Here is a 17,915-nt window from a genome sequence, read left to right as displayed (position 1 = left end):
TCAATTGCTTGCGGCCCAGCAGTCAAAAGTGATTGTGACCTGCTCGCCCACCTTCAGAAACAGGAACTCGGGCCGGGGAATGCCGTAATCCGCCAGAGCCACGGGAAACTCGGCCTGTACATGCAATACGGCACCCGGATGTCGGCAAGGTGTCTGGCTGCCGTCCGGCACCCGGGTCACAACCACGGGCACCTCGATTCGCCGCGTGACACCGTGCAACGTGAAGTCCACTTCAGCACTCAGCCTCTGGGGCTGATTCTCCACCAGCGCACCCCCATGGGTCGGAAGAAGTGACACAAGCCTGAGCTGGCTCGTGGGAAACCGCTCCGCGTGCAGGTGATTGCTCAGCATGTGCTGGTTGCGCAGGGAAATGCCCGTGTCAAAACCCTTCACGTCCACCAGGAAGTCCGCGTGCACGGGAGCGCCCAGCTGGTCTGGATCGAGGCTCAGTTCGCCACTGATCCGTGTGTTCACGCCCTCGAAGGATTCCAGAACCGCCTCGGAGTGAAACACCACACGATTCCATTCCTTGCCCCCGGAAACGCTGAAGGACTGGACTCCCGCGAGGGCGAACAAGGGACAGAGCAACAGGCAGACGATTCTGGTCAGCAGCGCCATGGCTCCTCCTAGAGGAAGTAATGCACCATCAGACTCAGTTCAAGCCAGCTGGTTCCGGCAGAGCCGTTCTCGCGCCGGAAGAGCGAAGCCCCGGGCTGGATGGCCACCCAGGGCCAGGGAATCAGATCCAGCGCCAGGCGGTTGCGAGTCTCGAAACCACTGTTGGCGTCCAGATCCCAATCGTGGAAATCGTGACTGTAGAGCACATCCATGCCCTGGCGCACCGTATACGAGAATTCGTGGGAATGCACCAGCTCGTCGTGCTGCGCGGATCCACTGACCGATTCGTCGTGCAGCATACCCAGCTCACCGAGCCAGGTGAAGGGACCCGCATGCAAGGCGGCAAAAGGTCCGTAGACCGACACGGTGCGCGCACCCGTCGTGAGTGATTCCAGCCGGTTGACCCGTGCGCTGGCACCCAGAGTCAGGTTCTTTCCCATCACTCGAGTCATGTGCGCCACGCGCCCGGTCAGCGCCTTCTGGGTATTGTCATCGAACTGGGCATTGATCCCGTTGGTGAGCGCCAGGCTGAAACTGTAGCCGTCGGGATGGAATTCCAGCTCGACACCCGTGTCCTGTTCGCGGTTGCGCGTGGAAAAGCCGAGGCGCTCGCGGGTGAAGGCGTTGTGATCCACGGTTTTCCAGCCATACCCGGGCATGAACCGCCCGACCTTGACACTGCCGTTGGCCGGCAGCACGTGCGCCAGAGCCCAGGCTTCCCAGCTGCCGCTGAGCGCCTGTTCGTACACCATTTCATAACGCGGAGCCAGGTTGAAGTGCAGGTACAGATCGCCCTGCATCTGCAGGAAACTGCTCAGTTCGGGCCGGTTCTCGTAGGTGTTCGCCGGGCGATCGGCCACACCGTCGGAAGGAGAATCGTGCACCAGCAGCGTGCGGAAATCGGCACCCACGCTCAGCCGGTCGCTGATCCGGGTTTCCAGCGCACCCAGCTTGTCAAAGTCGAAGCCGTTCATGGCCAGCTCGGTGCCGGCGAAGAACTGGCTGCCGAAGGAGGTGCGCATGCCGCCGCCTTCGGGATTGACATGGCAGAGATGGCAGGACTGGTTGTAGCGGGCCGAGTATCTCGGCAAGCCGTGCCCCACCAATGGCAGGAGCAGGGTCAGAAACAACAAACGGAGCATGCGTGGAGGTCTCCGGCTGCGGAGCTCGGTGTGGAGTCCGGGTCGACGATTGTTTGGAGTCGTGCATCGTTGCGTTCTGCGAATGCAGTCGGCCAGCAATATGCGCAGAGATATTGGTTTCAACAGATAAAAAGGAGGCCGTGAGCAACTTGTGACAATTGAAGAGCATGCGACCCGGGCAGGCCCGGGTTCAGGTCACTGGGACCATCAGAGCAGGGAGGCACCCGCCTCGCGCCAGGCCTGCTTCTCCTCATCGGTGACGAGGTAGCGTTCGGTCCAGCGCTCAGGATTGCGACCGTCGATGGCCTGGACCAGTGCCCGACGATGGCCGGAGTCCATGGGCAGCATCAGCAACTGCTGCACGAAAGCCCGGCTGAAGGATGGAAGTCCCGTGGCCATTTCCAGTGCAATCGCCTGCTGCTCCGCAGGTCCCGCCAGTCCCTCACGGACCCAGTCGGCCGCTTCGGGGCGCGTGCCCAGCCAGTTGAGCAGGCTCTGGCGCAGCGGCGCATCCAGGCCTTTCTCAAGCAGTGCGCGCCCACTGCGCACCAGCGATTCGGGCTCGGCTCCCCGCTCCAGCAGCAGTTCCAGCCCGCCGGGGCGCGCCAGCAACTGATCGATGCGCGGCCCGGTGAACTCGGCGGCAGGCAGCGAACGCAGTACATCCAGGGAAGACCCGTGATCCACCAGCTGCCAGCAAAGGTCCGGATTGAGCCCGCTGAGCCCGCCCGATTGCCGGGCCAGTTGCGCGAGAACCCAGGCACGCTCTTCCGGTGCAGTCAGCCGGGGCAGGGCACTCTGGAGAGTGTCCAGCGAAGGCGCCGGCAACTTGCGCAGCAGGTCGACGGCACGGGCATGGCGTGCACCACCCAACGCCTTGAGCAGAATTCCGGGCAGGACCGGGTCGGCCAGAACCGAGGTCGGCAATTCGTCTTCTCCCGCAAGCCAGCGCAGTTCCTGCATGGAACTCCAACTGCGCCCGCCATCGTGCGCGCGGAAGGCATGCAGCAGATCAGGGTTCGCCTCAAGCTGTGCAGCCAGAGTGCGGGCGTCCGTGTCATTCAACTGCAGGTGCGGAATCAGCAACAGCAGGGCCGGAGTGTGCAACTGGCGCCAGGCGTTGTACAGCGGGCGCGCCTTCACCCGGGGTGGGTTGGGCAGTTCCAACGGCAGGGTGGCCCGGGATTCCAGGGCCTTCACCAGCAGGCTCATGAATTCGGACTCGGGCAGGCTGGCTTCGCAGAGCAGCTGGAACAGTTCAGGGGTCCACCGGCTCACGCGATGCAGGCGTGGCAGGGCGTGCTTGCGCCAGCGTGGCAGGGCAAGGGCCTTCTCCACGAGCGAGGCGGGCAATGGAAAAGCCGCATCGGCCAGCAGGCGCTCCTTGACCGACGGGGCCGTGTGCGGTCCGAACACCCGGGAAATCAGCTCGGGCTGGCGGGCGATCTCGCGCTTGAGCCAGGTCAGCCCCTCAGCGCCCAGCCCTTCTCTGGCCCAGTCCAGGACCTGGTCCACGCTGAGACGGGGGTAGAACTGGATGTCCTCGGCGCGCAAGCGCGAGCGGCCTTCTTCTCCCTGCTCGTGCAGTTCGTACTGGATCAGTTCGCCGGGAAACGCCTGAGTGGCGTACTCGAACAGCGCGAACACGTCGGCGTCCATGCGGAAATCGTGGACGAAACCATAGTTCTGGCCGGGCGCCAGAGCCTTGACCCGACCGGCGGAGGGTCCCAGGGAGCGGGAAGCATTCATGCGTGCAATCCTGTTCAGTCTTTCAGAAACCGGGGCCGCACTCACGACCACGGCCCTGTGTGTCAGCATCGGCTGCCGGATCAGGCGTCCGGGTTGTCGCCGTGTACGCAGGAGAACATCTTGATGTCGTCCCGCAGGAACCAGCCGCAACTGCGCCAGAAGGCTTCGGCCCCGGTGTTGTTCAGCTGAATGTAGATGTGGCTCTTGAGAATGCCTTCGGCGGCCAGCGCATCCAGGCAGTGCCGCACCAGAGTGCGTCCCAGGCCGCGCCGCCGGTGGCCGGCTTCCACCACCACATGCTGGAGCGAGCCACGCCGTCCGTCGTGTCCGGCAATCACTCCCCCCACCACGCGGCCCTCATCCTCGGCCACGAAACTCAGGCCGGGATTCAGGGCCAGATAGGCCGCGATGGCCTCGGGACGGTCGGCTTCGCGCAGGCGGATGCCGGGACAGGCCTCCCACAGGGCGCGCAGGGCAGGCAGATCCTCCGGAAGCAGGATTCGAAAGTGCATGGATGCGTCCACGAATCCCCGGGCGCCGGGGGGCGGCACGCGCACTCGCGCGGCGCGCTCAATTAGCGAGTTTGCCACCGAAGGCGAAAGCCCGGTTCCGTCATGGAAACTGGCTGCGAACCCGGAAGAAGCGCATGGGCTGGGCCACCTCGATGGGCAGCGCAAGCAGGGTATCCGCGGTGGAGGTCAGCAACTCTCCCGCCACACCCGGGAAGAAGCCCGACTCGCTGGCGTATACACCGTACCCGCTGGCCCCCGCGATGGGCGACCAGGACAGGCGGACCGCATTGCCCACAAGGCGGATGTGCACCACGGGCACGTCATCACCCGTATCATCCACGAACAACCGGAACGCGCTGCGCCCGTGGGTGCCAGCCACCAGCTGGCGCGTGCCGGGGTGAAAGTCCAGATCCATCACGGGGCCGAGGGGCAGGCCGGGGGCTGTTTCGGACCAGCTCTGGCCACCATCGGCCGTGGTGTAACACCCGGTTTCGGCGCCCACCCAGATCCGCAGGCTGTCGGCCGGATCGATGGCCAGGGCGTAGACGGGTGCATCGGGCAGTCCGGCACTGATCGGAGTCCAGTGGGCCCCGGCATCCCAGGTGCGGTAGATGTGGGGCTGAGGGTCGTTCCAGCGCAGCCCGCCCAGACTCACGATGGCGCCTTGAACGTGATGCGGATCCGCCACCACGTCGGAGATCCAGCGAGTCACGAGTGACGAACTGACGTCCTGCCAGCTGCTGCCGTGATTCAGGGTGCGGGCCAGACGCCCGTCGTCGCAACCGGCCCAGATCACAGCGTTGTCCAGGGGCGACACCGCGATGGACGTGATGGTGTTGAATCCCGCATCGCCACTGAATCCGGACGTGAGATCCCCGGAGACGGCGCTCCAGCTCAGTCCAAGATTGGTGCTGCGCCAGACCCGTTGGGTGCCGTAATACAGGACGTCGGTCTCCACCGGGTCCAGCACCACCGGGGTGTTCCAGTTGCGCCGGTCACCCGTGGATATGCCCGAGATGGAGCTCGAGAACGATCCTCCACCATTCGTGCTGCGGTACAGACTGCCCCACTGGTATTCGGCGAAGATCAGATCGGGCACGCTGGGGTGTACGATCACGTGAAACCCGTCGCCGCCCAGAATGTCATCCCAGTCGTCCAGCTGCCCGCTGAGAGTGCGGATCGTGCCATTGTCCTGAGTGCCGCCGTACAGGCGCTCCGGCTGGACCGGATCGATTTCCACCGTGTAGAACTGGGTCAGCGGCAGGTTGACGAAGTGGACCCAGGTGGCCAGATTCAGGCTGGTATACAGCCCGCCGTCGTTGCCGACCCACCAGCGCCCGTTCAGCGGATGGCGCTCCATGGCGTGAAAGTCCACATGCAGCGCGTAGGCCAGTCGATTGTAGTTGGCCCCTCCATCCAGACTGCGCCACCAGGTGACGCCCAGCGCGAGCACGTGATCGGGATCCAGCGGGTCCACCCGCAGATTGCCGAAGTACCAGCCGAAATTGCTGTAGATGTTGTTCAGCGCACTCGAGTTGGTCGCCGTGAAACTGTCGCCCCCGTTGTCGCTGCGCCAGAGGCCCATGAAGTACCCCGGGTCATCGGCGAAACTCACGTAGACCCGCTGTGGATCACCGGGGGCCACCGCGATCGCGGGGCGGCCCAGCATGCCCGGCGTGGGCAGGCCGGAATCCATGGGCGCCCAGGTGACTCCCCCATCGTCACTGCGCCAGACCCGGGAGCCCGGTCCTCCGCTGATGCGCGTCGTGAGCGTGCGCAGGCGCTGCCAGGTGGCGGCGTAGATCCGCTGGGGATTCTGGGGGTCGAGAGCCAGATCCGTGGCGCTGGTGCTGTCGTTGACGAAGAGCGTCCGGGTCCAGCTCTGGCCACCATCGACGCTGCGGTAGACGCCCCGTTGCCCTCCGGTGCCGTAGAGTCGACCCATGGCAGCCACCCAGATCCGCTGCGAATCCTGCGGATCCACCACGATCCGACCGATGTAGAAGCTGGAATCCAGTCCGGCGGGCTGCCAGTGATCGCCACCATCCGTACTCTTCCACAGGCCATTGCCCGGAAAGCCGTAACTGGACGAATTGCTTTCGCCCGTGCCCACCCAGACGGTCTGTCCATCCTGTGGGTCCAGGGCCACGTCCCCGATCGCCAGCGCGCCTTCTTCCTGGAACACGGCTGTCCAGTTCGCTCCCGCATCGGTGGTACGGAACACGCCGCCGGCCGCACTGCCCACGAAGACCCTGCTGGTATCCTGCAGGTCCAGGGCGATGTCGGTGACCCGTCCGCCCACGTTCAGGGGTCCCGCCTGTTGCCAGATTGCCCGGGGAGTGGCCGAAGGGCGCTCACGCAGCACGCGGGCCTGGCGGCGCACGCGGTTCACGGCGTCAAGGGAAATCTCCTCATCGGGCCAGGCCACCATGCGGAACTGCCACTCGTTGGGCAGGGAATTGGGCTGGGCATCGGGACGCAGTGAGTGTTTCAGTTCGCGGGCCAGCTGGCGGCTCTGCTCGAGAGTCAGCGGCTGCTCCCCCGACCACCGTGATCGGGACATCCAGAGTGCACCAGCTGCGCCCAGCAGCAGCAGGCCGACACGTCCATGGCGGATCAGAGTTCGCAAGAGGATCACCTTTCTGGCAATGGCACTCAATGAGCGCCGATGTCAACGCAACAGAATTGCCCTGCTGGGCAGGGAAGCGGAGCGGTTTCCCCGCACGCTCAACCAGTACATGCCGGAGGCAACCGGCATTCCTCCAGCCGTGTCACCATTCCAGAATGCCTCATGCATGCCAGGCATCAGTTCCCCAAGGGCGGTCGTGGTCACCGTGCGACCGAGCAAATCGTGCACGACAAGTGAGACGGCATCTCGATCGGCAAGCTCGAAGCGGATCATCGTTCGCGGATTGAAGGGATTGGGAGCCAGCGCGAGGATCCGGATCGAGCCGGGTTGCATCAGCCCGGCTGCCACCGGAGAATCCAGTGCGGCCTGTCCTTCCTCCTGCAGGGCGATACTGGTGGCCCCGCCTGCCGCCACGAAGAGAAATCCCGTGTTCGGCAGGGGCACGTCGCACTGGCCATCGTCATTGTGTCCCCATGCCACGATGCTGCCATCGGCACGCAAACCCATGCTGTGCAGGTCACCGGCGGCGATGCTCACGAACCCCTGATTCGGTTCGGGCACATCGCATTGTCCCCAGGAGTTCAGTCCCCAGGCAACGATGTGTCCGTCCTCCGCAAGTCCGAGACAGTGTCCGCGGCCCGCCGCGACCAACGTGAATTCCGTGTTCGGTTCGGGCACGTCGCACTGCCCCTCACTGTTCTGCCCCCAGGCCACGATCGAGCCATCGGAGCGCAGTCCCAGCGCGAAATCCTGTCCCGAAGCCAGGGCCACGAAACCCGTGTTCGGTTCGGGCACGGTCAGCTGGCCGCTGTCATTGGCACCCCAGCCCACGATGCTGCCATCGTCGCGCAGACCAAGACTGTGATACTCGCCCGCGGCGATGGCCTGAAATCCTTCCGGAGGAACGGGGAGTGTGCATTGGCCTTCGTCATCACTGCCCCAGCAGATCACGCTGCCATCGGACCTCAGCCCGATGCTGTGGCGGAAACCGGTTGCCAGGGATACGAAGTCCGAATCGGGAACGGGCAACTCCGCCTGGCCATCGCCATTCCAGCCCCAGGAGATGACACGGCCATTCTCGCGCAGTCCCAGTCCGTGCAGATACCCCTCGGACACGAAGACGATGTCTTCATTGGGGGCAGGAATGCTGCACTGGGTCTTGCTGTTGGCCCCCCATGCCAGGGCATTGCCCGCCTGGTCCAGCCCCAGACTGTGCCAGCAACCGCCCGCAATCGAGGCAAGCGCAGCAATTCCCTCGGGTGGAGTGCTCTGCCCGAACCCATTGGCCCCCCAGAACACGGGACTGCCATCCGCTCGCAGGCCCATGCTGTGATGACCTCCTGCGGACACCTGCACGAAATCCGTGATGCCCTGCGGCACGTCGCACTGCCCGTATCCATTGGATCCCCAGGCCAGGATTCGACCATCCGCTGTCAGGCCCAGGCTGTGGGCATGGCCTGCCGAAATCGAAATGAAGTCGGGATCTGCGGCCGGCGTGTTGCACTGGCCCCATGCATTGCTGCCCCAGGCGAGCACCGTGCCATCGGATTTCAGGCCCAGACTGTGCAGTTCCCCGGCCGCAATCGCGATAAAATCGGTGTTTGGTTCCGGCACCGAACACTGACCCTGGCCATTGTATCCCCAGGCCACGATGCTGCCGCTTGCCTTCAGTGCCAGATTGTGGAAATCGCCTGCCGCGATCGCGATGAAACCTGCGTTGGGGACCGGATCATTGCATTGACCATTGGTATTGGTGCCCCAGGCAACCACGGTTCCGTCGGCATGAAGCCCCAGACTGTGAGAATCGCCCCCATCCAGTGCGACGAACTGCTCGTTGGGTTCGGGAATGCGACACTGGCCGAATCCGTTGTCCCCCCAGGCGATGGCGCTGCCATCTTCCTTCAGACCCAGACTGTGCTGGTGCCCACCGGCCACTGCCACCAGACCGGTCATCGCGGGCGGCTCCAGTACCACCTGACGCCCCCAGCCAACCAAGGTGCCAGCCGGTTGGGCGGCAAGTCGGCCGGCAATGGCACACAGCAACAGGACTGCAAGGCTCCAGGTGCGTATGAATGAATTCCACATGGATGCGTCCTCCTCTCCGGAATGGATTGAGTCCTTCACGTGGCCAACTGGATGGAATTCTTGTGGCCGAATCGTAGGGAATGCGCCGGGGCGATGCCAGCCCGAAGCGAAGCGGCAGCAGATTCCCGCCGGGGAGGGTTTTTTCCTTACTTTGCCGCGGACCACCGTGGTCCCACGAAGCGGGCACGGCCCCAATGCCTGGACAATTCCTGACCAGGCCAGCTCGGACGGAGTCGATGAGCATCACGATAGAACAGATTGCCGAAGCCGGGGTTGTAGGCATGGGTGGGGCCGGATTTCCCACCTGGAAGAAACTGCAGGCCTCCGTCGACACCCTGCTGGTGAACGCCGCCGAATGCGAACCCCTGCTGCGCAAGGACAATGTGGTGCTGCAGACCCGCGCGGCCGAGGTGGTGCGGGGCGCCGAACTGGCCGCCCGGCTGGTGGGTGCCAATCGACTGATGATTGGCATCAAGGGCAAGAACAAGGCGTCGCTCGTCGCGATTCGCGCGGCCATTGCCGAGCATCGGGGCGAGCCGATGATGGATGTGGTCGAGCTGGGCGATTTCTATCCTGCGGGCGACGAAGTCACTCTGGTCTACGAACTGACCGGCCGCATCGTGCCCCCGGCGGGCATTCCGCTGCACGTGGGCTGTGTGGTCATCAACAATGAAACCGCGCTGAACATCGCCGAAGCCGCGTCTGGCCGGGCCGTGACCCACAGTTTTCTCACCATTTCCGGCGAGGTGCGCAAGCCCTGCACCGTGCGTGCGCCACTGGGTGTCTCCTTCCGTGAACTGGTGGAGTTCGCCGGTGGCAGCAAACTGCGCGAGTTCGTGATTCTGGATGGGGGCCCGATGATGGGTCACATCATCGAGGATCTGGACACTCCGGTGGTGAAGACCAGTTCGGGCGTGATCGTGCTGCCCCGCGACCATCCCTATGTGGAGCGCGAGCTGCGCAGTCGCCTGACCAAGTTCCGCATCGGCAAGAGCGTGTGCGACCAGTGCAGTCTGTGCACCCAACTCTGTCCGCGCTACCTGCTGGGCCACCCTCTCGAACCGCACCAGGCCATGCGCCAGCAGTTCGTGACGGAGTTCCCTGCTCACAGCCGCTGGGGCCAGGTCTGCTGCGAATGCGGGCTCTGCACACTCTACGCCTGCCCCGAGGGTCTGTATCCGCGGGAAGCCTGCCAGGATTCCAAGCGCAGTCTGGCCGCCCTTGGCGAACCTTACAATGGCCCCAAGGATGTGACACCGCACCCGATGTACGCCAATCGCAAGGTGCCCACCAAGCGATTGCTGATGCGGATCGGGCTGAGCCGTTTCGAGCACGACGCTCCCTTCACCGAGTTCAATGGTGGACTGGACAGCCTGCGCATCCTGCTGAAGCAGCATATCGGGGCCGCCGCGGTGCCCTGCGTCAAGGAAGGCGAGATGGTGAGCGCCGGCCAGGTGCTGGCCCGTCCGCCCGCCGGAGAGCTTGGCGTGCCCGTTCATGCCCCGCGAGCCGCCCGTGTGACCCGCACCACCCATGAGGAGATCAACCTGTCGTGATGCGCAACCAGAACGCCCAGTTCACGCCCGAACGCCCCCACGACGCCGTGGGCATCATTGAATTCTCCTCGATCGCCAAGGGCATCGAGGCGGCGGACACCATGCTCAAGACTTCGGATGTGGTGCTGCTGGTCTCGCGCACGATCTGCCCGGGCAAGCACATGAGCGTGATCGGAGGCGACACGGCTGCCGTGCGCGCAGCCATCGACGCCGCCCGCATCGTGGGCGAACGGGAACTGGTGGACGATTTCATGATCGCCAACCTGCACCCCCAGGTGATCCCCGCCATGGAAGGTGTGTCGGAAATGGGCGAGGTGGATGCCCTGGGCATCATCGAGGCCTTTGCCGTGGCCACCTTGATCGAAGGCGCGGACACCGCCGCCAAGACTGCCAAGGTGCGCCTGCTGGAAATCCGCCTGGCCATGGCCATCGGCGGCAAGGGCTTCGTGACACTCACGGGCGACGTGGCCGCCGTACGCGCCGCCGTGGATGCCGGCGCCGCCAAAGTGGCCGCCAAGGGCCTGCTGGTGCAGAAGGTGGTCATCCCCAGTCCGCGACCGGAGATCATCCGGGATCTGATCTGACCTGCCCTGGATTGCCGATCAGCATCGAATTCAAAACCTGCCTCAATTGAGCCCCGCAATGCTGCGCCAGTTCGCCAGGAACTCGTCCATTCTGGATCGGTATTGCCTGCAGCGCCCCTTGTTTGTCGAGCCCAGATTCGTGTAACACTGGTGAAGTGTGAGAATATCGCGTGATTCGCCGAGAGCGAGCGCGCGGTAACTGGACCACGCATACTCGTCCGGTCGCGTCACCAGGCGGCTCTTGACCGGGTTCATGTCGATGTACAGGAAACAACTGATCAGGTGTGAATCGGACTCAACCGGGATCGACCTGTAGCGACGCTGCCACAGCGACCCGCTGCGATGCCAGCTGAGATTGAAGTATCGCGCGTAGCGGCTCTGCAATGCGCACAGAAGTTCCGGAATGTCTTCCGGATCGGAAGCGGAAAGCAGAAGATGCACATGGTTGCCCATCAGGCAATAGGCATGCAGCTTGACGGTACTGCGCTCAAGATACTCGGCGGCGTAAGACAGATAGACCGCCCGGTCCTGGTCCGTGTGGAAGACGGCCACCCTGTTGTTGCCACGCTGTGTGATGTGATAGACGGTATCCGGTGCCAGGATTCGGCGTTTGTTCGGCATGATTCCTCCATGGTCGTTGACCCACGGAGAGTACTTTCGAATGGCATCGTGTTTCAAGTGGCCGGAGACATCGGTGCGGAATAACTGGCGATGCTGTCAGGGAAACTTGACGGTGTCGACCGCCGCGGTCGGGGAGATGGTCCACTTGGGGACGGTTCCATCAACCGCCTCGATGATCATGTCCGCGACACGCCCTTCGACCACTACCTTGACCACTACCTTGACCACTACCTCGACCGCTGCTACGCCCACAACCACGACCGCTACCTCGCCCGCCACCTCGACCGCCGCTTCGCCCACCACCTCGACCCCTACCTCGCCCACCACCTCGACCGCTACCTCGACCGCCACCTCGGCGGTCGATTCGACCGTCACCTCCTGACACACACCAGAATCTCAGCCCTTCGTCGGTAGATCCCGGTAGGGTCGGGCTTCGCTGCGGGTGGGGTCCAGACCCAACACGTCCAGCAGGCGCCGCAGTTCCTGGGCGGCGGCGTCAAGGTCTTCGCCGGGGGCGATGACCCGTTCGAATTCCACGAAGGTGCCCAGGCCGTGCACCTGGTCCAGATGGACCCGAGTGGGACCGAGCATCAGCAGTTCGCGGACCTTGTTCACGGAACCCGCATCGCCCAGAGCCGAAGCCAGCAGGGTCTGTAGCTGGGCGCCGTCATCCAGAGGCAGGCGCGTGTACTCGGACAGTCTCACACCCGTGCTCTCCGCGCGGCGATAGTGGATCAGTTCGCTCTGCAGCCGGCCATCGCGCTCTTCGTGACGCATCTTGAGCAGACTGCCCTGGCGCGCGGGAAAGAACGTATCCTGTTGTTTCAGGCGAGCCTCGGCGCGCGCACCCAGGGCCAGCAGGCGCCGGCGCAATTCATCCAGGCCGGAGACACGCAGTTTCAGTTCGAGATTTCTGCCGGGTCCTGCCTGCAGGCTGGACGCTCGCGGCGGCGCAACCGGCGACTTGTCACCTGCGGGCAAGACGCGCTCGCCGGGCAGTTCGTCGCGCACACCGGCGGCGGCCCGTCGTGCACCGGCCACAGCCAGTTGATCGCAGCGCTCGTTCTCCACATGGCCCGCATGGCCCTTGAGCCAGCGCCAGTCCACGCTGTGATACTGCTCCTGGTCGTGCAGGCGCTGCCAGAGGTCAATGTTCTTGACAGCCGCCCCCGTGCTGGTCTTCCAGCCCTTGGCGATCCAGCCGTGAATCCACTTGGTGATGCCATCACGCAGGTAGCTCGAATCCGTGTACAGAATCACACTGGACGCCTGACGAAGTTCCTCGAGTGCCCGGATCGCCGCCATCATTTCCATGCGGTTGTTGGTCGTGGACGGTTCGCTGCCGGAAATCTCCCGCCGGAAGGACCCCGCGCTCATCACGACACCATAGCCTCCTGGTCCGGGATTGCCACTGCAGGCCCCATCGGTGTGGATCGTGATCACGGCCTCGTCTCCGCCGGCCGGAGCAGTGCGTCGATTCATGACAGCGTCCCTGTATGCTTTCTGGAGCCCCTGATCAGGGCAACTGGATGAGGTAGTCCGCCGCTCCCGACGCACCGCGGGTGAGCGTGCAGCCCGACAGCCGCTGCCCGTTCTTCACCAGCACGATGTTCATGCTGGTGGGCTGGCTGCCCAGGCTGTTGCCCTGGGCGTCCCGGGCGGAGAGATTCAGCCCGTTGGGAAAAAGGTATGCGGGCAGGAAACACGTGCCCTCCGCATCCGTGGTGGCCTGGGCGGCGCCGGGCCAGATGAGCGGATTGCCCTGCAGGCAGATCAGTTGTCCCGTGCTGTCGCTGCCGGCCACCAGGCTCAGGTGATACAGGCCCATCGGCACACCGGTGAGCGACATGGCCACCGTGTGTTCGCCGGCAGCCTGAGTGCCGTTTGTCAGATAACGCAAGGCCACGCCGTCCAGTGTGTTCAGTCGCAGCGAGGTGGTGCGACCCGCGGGCAGGCCATAGCCGATGGTGATCGCCGCGGACAGCGGATTGGGTGACACAGGATGCAACGCGAAAGGAACGGGCTCGCCCCCACTGCATTCGTCCTCAAGACCGGACAGCTGCAGCACGAAAGGAATCGGTGTGCCCCAGAGATAGATCTGGGTGCCTTCGTAGTTGCGTTGGATCGTGCTGCCGTTGCAATTGAAATAGGCGAAGACCGCCTGGATCTCGGACCCGTTCGCCAGTAGATCGTCGTGAGCGAAGTACAGATGCAGGTAGGGATCGTTGGCATTGTTCTGCCCGCCGATTCCGGTTTCCTCGAGGAACATCGCCCCATTGCTGACGGCCACGATCGCACCCCCGCTGAGGGTGACGCTCGACGGAATCTGGCTCTTGATCAGGTCAACCTGGAACTCGGCATGCAGGCCGGCGGCCAACAGCAGGATGGACAGAAGGATGCGCGTCATCATTGCTCCGTGCCATAACAGGTTGCGGGATCAATGCTGATCGTGGCGTCGCCCAGTTCCACATCCGGCACGGTGATCACATGCACTTCCACCCCTTCCACCGGGTAGCCCCGTGCATCCAGCACCTGCAGGTAGACACCCGCGTCCCGGTTGCCCACAGGAGTATCGAAGCGTTCGCTCTCGGCGCCACAACCCGTCAGGCAGAGGGTGCCGCACGCAACGACCGCCAGCGCGGCGGTGCGTGAGCGGTGGAAGGAAATGACGCTCATGGCGTGCCTCCGGGCAGGATCATTTGACGAACACGATGCGCCGCTGGTCCACCTGACCGCGGCTGGCGATGCGCACGAAGTAGATTCCACTGGCCAGTCCCTGCGGACTGAACTCCACCTGATGGGTTCCGGCCCACAGGGTCTTTCCGACCAGCACCTGCTGCACGCGCTGACCCAGCAGATTGTAGACATCCACATCCACGGGGCCCCATTCGCGCAGCAGGAATTCGATGGTCGTGCTGGGATTGAAGGGATTGGGCCAGGTGCGCGAGATGCTGACCAGGCCCGGTCCGGGACTCTGAACGGACAGGGACGGTACGTCGATGCTCAGGCTGTCGATGGCCCAGCCATAGGCGGCCTGTCCGCGGTACACGAAGCCCAGCTGAACGGCACTGCCCGCGGCAAGACCGCTGAACTGCGTGCTGCGCCAGGTCCAGATCGGCAGATCGAATACACTGCCTTGGATGGTCAGGGTATCGGTGGCGAACAGAGTCCCCGGATCCAGCTTTGGCTGCCAGGGGCCGACGGTGCCATCCACCTGGCGAACTCTGCCGATCACGCGGGCTTCTTCTCTCTCGGTTCCCTCAATATAATTCCCGTAGTACGAGAGGAATCGCACCTGTAGAGTGCCATTGCCCGCGGCATCCACCCAGGGAGTATACAGGCTGTCCTGAAGCAGCTGCTCCACCGTTTCGGAATTGATGTAGGCGATAACCGAAGGCACATGCAGGGTATCCGATGCCGTACTCTCGCCATTGGCCTGGTCTCCGGGCGGATAGCTTCCCAGAGGAGTGAAGTTGAGCGAACGCGGGTTGTTGGGTCCGGATCTGGACCCCAGCAGCCAGCCGGCCGAACCCGGCTCAACGTGATCGGTGATCCAGCATTCCAGATTCTGGTAGCTGTTGTCGAAATCTGCCTGGAAAGGAACCGCCGTATCACACGACAGCGCCTCGACCCGCACTCGCAGCTGGTAGGCCAGTGCGCTGTCCTGGATCCAGACCTGGCTGGTGGGGTTGAAGCTCCAGGAGTTGCCCGGCGCGCCACCTTCTTCGGCGGGAGCTTCGGCGCAGATGAAGAGCTCCTGGCCCGTGATGTACTCCTGCACGATCCACCAGGCGGCACTGTCGCGCAGACTGTCGGTGACGGCCCCGAATGCGAAGTCCCGCCAGCCGGCGCAGATATCCTGGCCGGGAACCAGTACGGGCAGGGTCGCATCCAGCAATTCACCACTGGCGGTCGTCCAGGGCATGCCTTCCCGATCGGGCACCAGTCGCATGCGGCACGATCCGGTCCCCACCACGTGGGTCTGGCCTCCGATCGGGACGAAGGACAACAGCTCACTCTCGGCGGGAAAATCCTCCAGGCTCAACCGGATCGCGGAAGCGGAGCCACCCAGCACGGGAAAGCCCGGCGAATGCAATTGATCAATCCGGCCACTCTCGCCCGCCCAGAGAAGAGGTTCCTGGTCGAGTGTCACGGTCAGCAGGGAGTCGCTGGTATTGCCCAGGCTGTCGCTGGCTTCCAGTCTCACGAAGAGCGGACCTGGGTCAAAGCCGTCGATTTCCGGGGCCGCCAGAAATTCATTCAGCAGAGAATCGGGCCGGGTCGCGGCCGTCCAGAGTGTGTCACTCCCGTCCTGCCAGGTGGCCACCAGCAGGTCCGAAACACCGGAGGGATCTCGCGCGCCCACGCGCAGGGGCAGGGTACGATTGGCCAGCGGCCAGCTGGAGAAACGGCCGAAGTCCAATGCCGGGCCCTGGGCGTCACCCGCGGGTTGGTCGACCAGCACACGGATGCAGAGATCACGCTCGATGGTTTGCGCCGAGGCCATGCTGGCGGTGCGCACACTCGCGGATTGTCCAATGGGAAAGATGCAGTCGCCATCGGCACTCAGCCAGGGCGGATAGTTGCCGAAGGCCCGGGAGAGGCTCACACGCAATTGCTGACCGGCCACCAGGGCAACGGACACCGGGACATCGTCCACCGAGGGCAGAAAATCCTCGGCCAGACCGGCACCGGAAAACAGCACGCCTTCTTCCTGGAACACGGGCTGGCCGTTGGCACTCACGCTCACGGCCCAGAGTCCGCGCGCATCACCGGGCACGATGCCGCCGAAGGTGACGATGCGCAGGCCCCGGAAATCGCAGGAGAACGGCACGGTATAGGTCTGGGTGAAGGTGACGCTGTCGGCGGGCAGGTCGGGCCAGTACCAGACCGCCTCGCCGTGTTCGCCAATGAACGGTTGAGCCGGGTTGACCACGTCGCTGACCTGGTCCGCGTGTTTCATCGCGGTCGGTTCCAGCGCCTGCCCCAGAGCCAGCAGCACGACCGGAAGGCCCAGCAGGGCCAGCAGGGGCATCAGGATCCGCATGGCGCACTCAGGGTGTCGAGTGATGCACATCCGTACAGGCCGTGCGACAGAATGAAATCCCAGGTCAGGTCCGGCAGCAGGTAGCGGCACTGGGTGCCACGGGCCATGCGCTGGCGCAGCCAGGAGCTGCTGATTTCCATGCCCGGCCACTGGAGCACACGATGTGGAACCGTGCTGTCCAGCGGACTGCCCGGCCGATTGATCACCACCAGCTCCGCCAGTTCAAGAATTGCCTGTGGGTCCTTCCAGCCGGGAAAGCCGGCCAGGGTGTCGGCGCCCATCAGCAGCAGCAGGCGCGCGTTGGTCTCGGCGCGAATCTCCCGCAGGCTGTCGATGGTGTAACTGGGGCCGGGACGCCGGCCTTCGCGCTCGTCCACCCGGAAGGGGCTGTCGGCGCAGGCCAGTTTCAGCAGGGCCAGTCGGTCTTCGAAACTGGCCACGTGGCCCGTCTTCCAGGGACTGTGTCCCGCCGGCATGAATCTCAATTCGGCGGCACCCAGCTCCTGCATGGCGAACTCGGCCAGCGCCAGATGCCCCACGTGCACCGGGTCGAACGCTCCGCCATAGATCACCAGCGGTGCGGCCATGGACGGAGAATCAGCCATTCTGCAGGCGGTCCAGCAGCTCACGCGCTTCGGAGTTGCGCTCGGAGTCGGGATACTTTTCCAGGTACTCGCGCAGAGTGGCGCGGGCGTCCACATCACGGTGCATGCGCGCCTGGCACAATCCCTTGAGGAACAGCGCGCGCTCCATGATCTGGGGCTGGTCGTACCAGGTTTCCACCGCATCATCCAGATAGTGCAGCGCGGCCTCGTACTGGGTCATGCGGTAATACAGTTCGGCGCTCTTGAATTCCTTCCAGGCCAGCTTGTAACGGCAGGCGTCCAGCCGCTCCTCGGCGATCTGGGCCCACTCGCTGTCCGGAAAATCGTCCAGCAGGGCCTGATACTCATTGATCGCGCGGTAGGTGTAGCTCTGGTCCAGTCCGTAAACCGGAGAAAGTTCCCAGTAGCTTTCGGCGATGCGATAGCGGGCCTGGTCCACAAGCGTGCTGCGCGGGTAGCGGCTGATCACCTCGTCAAAGAGTTCGGCGGCCAGCACGAATTCCTTGAGCTGATACTGGGACTCGGCCTGCATGTAGGTGATGCTGTCCATCAGGGCACTGCCCGAATAGTCCAGTCCCATCTTGTTGAAGCGTTCGGCCGCGTCGAAGTAGCGTTCCTTGTGATACTGCTTCATGGCCTTGCGCATGGCCTGCTCCACCGGTTCGATGGGCTTGGGTTCCTTGCCCGCACAGGCCACCAGCAGCCAGGCACCCAGGAAAATGGTCAAGAGCGAAGAGAGACGCATGGGATGCGATTCCTGATTTGTG

General features: G+C 64.0%; 16 protein-coding genes. 2 read left to right on the top strand and 14 right to left on the bottom strand.

Going from position 1 to position 17,915, the window contains the following annotated elements; genetic code table 11:
• The 6 genes from H6678_08255 to H6678_08230 form a co-directional block, all read right to left on the bottom strand.
• Positions 1–618, bottom strand: coding sequence for a YceI family protein (locus tag H6678_08255; protein MCB9473787.1), 618 nt, complete (start codon positions 616–618; stop codon positions 1–3).
• Positions 619–626: 8 nt separating this feature from the next.
• Positions 627–1,760 (bottom strand): hypothetical protein, encoded by a 1,134-nt coding sequence (locus H6678_08250; protein ID MCB9473786.1) that lies wholly within the window; start codon positions 1,758–1,760, stop codon positions 627–629.
• Positions 1,761–1,967: 207 nt separating this feature from the next.
• Complete coding sequence (locus H6678_08245; protein ID MCB9473785.1) at positions 1,968–3,509, bottom strand: hypothetical protein; 1,542 nt, start codon at positions 3,507–3,509, stop codon at positions 1,968–1,970.
• Between the two features lie 80 nt (positions 3,510–3,589).
• The gene (locus H6678_08240) at positions 3,590–4,021 is read right to left on the bottom strand and encodes a GNAT family N-acetyltransferase (GenBank protein ID MCB9473784.1); all 432 of its coding nucleotides are present in this window, start codon (positions 4,019–4,021) and stop codon (positions 3,590–3,592) included.
• A gap of 100 nt (positions 4,022–4,121) precedes the next feature.
• Positions 4,122–6,650, bottom strand: coding sequence for a glycosyl hydrolase (locus H6678_08235; GenBank protein MCB9473783.1), 2,529 nt, complete (start codon positions 6,648–6,650; stop codon positions 4,122–4,124).
• A gap of 42 nt (positions 6,651–6,692) precedes the next feature.
• Positions 6,693–8,735 (bottom strand): hypothetical protein, encoded by a 2,043-nt coding sequence (locus H6678_08230; GenBank protein MCB9473782.1) that lies wholly within the window; start codon positions 8,733–8,735, stop codon positions 6,693–6,695.
• A gap of 236 nt (positions 8,736–8,971) precedes the next feature.
• Here H6678_08230 and H6678_08225 point away from each other — a divergent pair, with 236 nt between their 5' ends.
• Both H6678_08225 and H6678_08220 read left to right on the top strand, forming a co-directional pair.
• Positions 8,972–10,291 carry an SLBB domain-containing protein gene (locus H6678_08225; protein MCB9473781.1) on the top strand — a complete coding sequence of 440 codons (1,320 nt, stop codon included), beginning with the start codon at positions 8,972–8,974 and terminating at the stop codon, positions 10,289–10,291.
• Positions 10,291–10,875, top strand: coding sequence for a BMC domain-containing protein (locus H6678_08220; protein MCB9473780.1), 585 nt, complete (start codon positions 10,291–10,293; stop codon positions 10,873–10,875). The genes H6678_08225 and H6678_08220 overlap by 1 nt, the downstream gene beginning before the upstream one ends.
• 42 nt (positions 10,876–10,917) lie before the next feature.
• Here H6678_08220 and H6678_08215 read toward each other — a convergent pair whose 3' ends face one another.
• The 8 genes from H6678_08215 to bamD form a co-directional block, all read right to left on the bottom strand.
• The gene (locus tag H6678_08215; GenBank protein ID MCB9473779.1) at positions 10,918–11,496 is read right to left on the bottom strand and encodes a transposase; all 579 of its coding nucleotides are present in this window, start codon (positions 11,494–11,496) and stop codon (positions 10,918–10,920) included.
• 96 nt (positions 11,497–11,592) lie between these two features.
• Positions 11,593–11,871 carry a hypothetical protein gene (locus H6678_08210; GenBank protein MCB9473778.1) on the bottom strand — a complete coding sequence of 93 codons (279 nt, stop codon included), beginning with the start codon at positions 11,869–11,871 and terminating at the stop codon, positions 11,593–11,595.
• Between the two features lie 21 nt (positions 11,872–11,892).
• Positions 11,893–12,978, bottom strand: coding sequence for a ribonuclease HI (rnhA, locus tag H6678_08205; GenBank protein ID MCB9473777.1), 1,086 nt, complete (start codon positions 12,976–12,978; stop codon positions 11,893–11,895).
• Positions 12,979–13,012: 34 nt separating this feature from the next.
• Complete coding sequence (locus tag H6678_08200) at positions 13,013–13,903, bottom strand: hypothetical protein (protein MCB9473776.1); 891 nt, start codon at positions 13,901–13,903, stop codon at positions 13,013–13,015.
• Positions 13,903–14,172 carry a hypothetical protein gene (locus tag H6678_08195; GenBank protein ID MCB9473775.1) on the bottom strand — a complete coding sequence of 90 codons (270 nt, stop codon included), beginning with the start codon at positions 14,170–14,172 and terminating at the stop codon, positions 13,903–13,905. Before H6678_08195 ends, H6678_08200 begins: the two co-directional genes overlap by 1 nt.
• 19 nt (positions 14,173–14,191) lie before the next feature.
• Positions 14,192–16,543, bottom strand: coding sequence for a T9SS type A sorting domain-containing protein (locus H6678_08190; protein MCB9473774.1), 2,352 nt, complete (start codon positions 16,541–16,543; stop codon positions 14,192–14,194).
• Positions 16,531–17,148 carry a nicotinate (nicotinamide) nucleotide adenylyltransferase gene (gene nadD / locus H6678_08185; protein ID MCB9473773.1) on the bottom strand — a complete coding sequence of 206 codons (618 nt, stop codon included), beginning with the start codon at positions 17,146–17,148 and terminating at the stop codon, positions 16,531–16,533. Before nadD ends, H6678_08190 begins: the two co-directional genes overlap by 13 nt.
• The gene (gene bamD / locus H6678_08180; GenBank protein MCB9473772.1) at positions 17,141–17,893 is read right to left on the bottom strand and encodes an outer membrane protein assembly factor BamD; all 753 of its coding nucleotides are present in this window, start codon (positions 17,891–17,893) and stop codon (positions 17,141–17,143) included. Before bamD ends, nadD begins: the two co-directional genes overlap by 8 nt.
• Positions 17,894–17,915 lie beyond the last annotated feature (22 nt).

The organism is Candidatus Delongbacteria bacterium, from assembly GCA_020634015.1.
Lineage (GTDB): Bacteria > CAIWAD01 > CAIWAD01 > CAIWAD01 > CAIWAD01 > JACKCN01.
Note: the sequence above shows the minus strand (reverse complement) of the source record. Positions and strands in the feature narration are given on the sequence as shown.

Bases quoted from the DNA above. Each gene is read 5' to 3' on its own strand.
- rnhA (MCB9473777.1), bottom strand. From the start codon at position 12,978: ATGAATCGACGCACTGCTCCGGCCGGCGGAGACGAGGCCGTGATCACG.
- H6678_08195 (MCB9473775.1), bottom strand. From the start codon at position 14,172: ATGAGCGTCATTTCCTTCCACCGCTCACGCACCGCCGCGCTGGCGGTC.
- H6678_08240 (MCB9473784.1), bottom strand. From the start codon at position 4,021: ATGCACTTTCGAATCCTGCTTCCGGAGGATCTGCCTGCCCTGCGCGCC.
- H6678_08220 (MCB9473780.1), top strand. From the start codon at position 10,291: ATGCGCAACCAGAACGCCCAGTTCACGCCCGAACGCCCCCACGACGCC.
- H6678_08250 (MCB9473786.1), bottom strand. From the start codon at position 1,760: ATGCTCCGTTTGTTGTTTCTGACCCTGCTCCTGCCATTGGTGGGGCAC.
- nadD (MCB9473773.1), bottom strand. From the start codon at position 17,148: ATGGCTGATTCTCCGTCCATGGCCGCACCGCTGGTGATCTATGGCGGA.
- bamD (MCB9473772.1), bottom strand. From the start codon at position 17,893: ATGCGTCTCTCTTCGCTCTTGACCATTTTCCTGGGTGCCTGGCTGCTG.
- H6678_08230 (MCB9473782.1), bottom strand. From the start codon at position 8,735: ATGTGGAATTCATTCATACGCACCTGGAGCCTTGCAGTCCTGTTGCTG.
- H6678_08245 (MCB9473785.1), bottom strand. From the start codon at position 3,509: ATGAATGCTTCCCGCTCCCTGGGACCCTCCGCCGGTCGGGTCAAGGCT.
- H6678_08255 (MCB9473787.1), bottom strand. From the start codon at position 618: ATGGCGCTGCTGACCAGAATCGTCTGCCTGTTGCTCTGTCCCTTGTTC.
- H6678_08225 (MCB9473781.1), top strand. From the start codon at position 8,972: ATGAGCATCACGATAGAACAGATTGCCGAAGCCGGGGTTGTAGGCATG.
- H6678_08190 (MCB9473774.1), bottom strand. From the start codon at position 16,543: ATGCGGATCCTGATGCCCCTGCTGGCCCTGCTGGGCCTTCCGGTCGTG.
- H6678_08215 (MCB9473779.1), bottom strand. From the start codon at position 11,496: ATGCCGAACAAACGCCGAATCCTGGCACCGGATACCGTCTATCACATC.
- H6678_08200 (MCB9473776.1), bottom strand. From the start codon at position 13,903: ATGACGCGCATCCTTCTGTCCATCCTGCTGTTGGCCGCCGGCCTGCAT.